This window comes from Mycobacterium sp., assembly GCF_049683355.1.
GTDB lineage: Bacteria > Actinomycetota > Actinomycetes > Mycobacteriales > Mycobacteriaceae > Mycobacterium.
The window spans coordinates 1-1,674 of the sequence record NZ_JBAUJB010000104.1 but is presented as its reverse complement, the minus strand read 5'-3'; the positions used below and the strand labels follow the sequence as shown (position 1 = coordinate 1,674).

Genomic DNA, 1,674 nt, shown 5'->3' with positions numbered 1-1,674 from the left:
CACCGAGGTCTCCGACGACGTCCGGCTGGCCACCAACACGTTGCTCGACTACGGGCAGGACCTGGTCGGCAAGGTCAGCGCCGGCACCGTGGACCTGCGCGCCCGGGTGATGACGTACGCGCCGCTGCTGATCACCGCCGAGACCGCCATCACCGGGCTGGTCGCCAACGACGACCAGGACGTGCAGTCACAGGGTGCCGCGCTGTCGCGGGCCGTCGGGGCGCGCGGGCAGATGGCGATGCAGCAGATGCTGGTCAACCGTGGCGGCGACATCCCCGAACCGGAGCTGCGCTCGGCCATGATCACCTTGGCGGGCACCGAACCGTCGACGGTGTCGGCGATGGGTGCGTTCCTCGGTGGCGCCACCGACCGGGCGGCGGCGCTGCGGTCAGAGATGGTCAACCGGATGTCGGTGCTGTCCGACCCCGCCTCGGTGCTCGTCGGCAATCCCGAGCTGCTGGCCTCCCAGCAGGTCACCCGGGAGATCGCCGCCGGCCTGATCGCCGAGACCGCCGAATCGATCCCGGCGACGGTCGACAGCCAGGCCACCGCCGCGCGCACCGCCGCGATCCGCGACGCCGCGCTGGTCGTCGCCGCGATCGTGGTCGCGCTTGCGCTGGTCACGCTCGTTGCCCGCTCGTTGGTGCGTCCGCTGCGCACGCTTCGAGACAGCGCGCTCAAGGTCGCCCACGAGGACCTCGCCCGCGAGGTCGCACATGTCCGCAGCGACGGCAAACCCTTCCCGGTGCAACCCCTTCCGGTGCACACCACCGAGGAGATCGGGCAGGTTGCGCACGCCGTCGACGAACTGCACGAGCAGGCCGTGCAGCTCGCCGGAGAGCAGGCCCGGCTGCAGCTGCAGGTCACCGACATGTTCGAGACGCTGTCGCGGCGCAACCGCTCTCTGGTCGATCAGCAGCTCTCCCTCATCGACCGACTCGAACGCAACGAGGAGGACCCGGACCGGCTGGAGAGCCTGTTCCGGCTCGATCACCTGGCGGCACGGATGCGGCGCAACGGCGCCAACCTGATGGTGCTGGCGGGCGCCCGGATTCCCCGCGAGCAGGCCGACGCGGTGCCCGTGACCGCGCTCGTCAACGCGGCGTCCTCCGAGGTGGAGGACTACACCCGCATCACCACCGCAGACCTGCCCGACACCGAGATCGCCGGTGCGGTCGCGGGCGACCTCGTACATCTGCTCGCCGAGCTGCTGGACAACGCGCTGCGCTACTCGCCGCCCACCTCGCAGGTGAAGGTCTCGGCCGTGCCCACCGGCACCGGTGGCCTGGTGCTCGAGGTCGCCGACACCGGTCTGGGAATGACGGAACCCGACCTGCGCGTGGCCAACACCCGCCTGCAGTCCGGCGGCGAGGTCAACCCCTACACTGCCCGGCACATGGGCCTCTTCGTGGCGGGACGGCTCGCTGCCCAGCACGGGCTGGTGGTGCGATTGCGCAGCACCGTTGCCGAGGAACCCGGATCGGGCACCACGGCGGGTGTGTACGTGCCGGCCGGGCTACTCGTCGGCGGCGGACCGAGGCTGACCTTCAGCGTGGCCGACGAGCAGCAGGCCGATGCGCACGCCGGTATCGTCACCGCCCTCGCCCTCGACGAGCCCCGGCACGCCGAGCCCGTCGCCGGCCCAGCGGCGGATCAGCTGCCGCAGCGTCGGCC

1 protein-coding gene is annotated in these 1,674 nt (G+C 71.6%); it reads left to right on the top strand.

Annotation, left to right across the window (positions count from 1 at the left end; translation table 11 throughout):
- Positions 1-1,674, top strand: a 1,674-nt coding sequence (locus WA944_RS06480) for a HAMP domain-containing sensor histidine kinase (RefSeq protein ID WP_526646604.1), incomplete at both ends; no start/stop codon positions are given.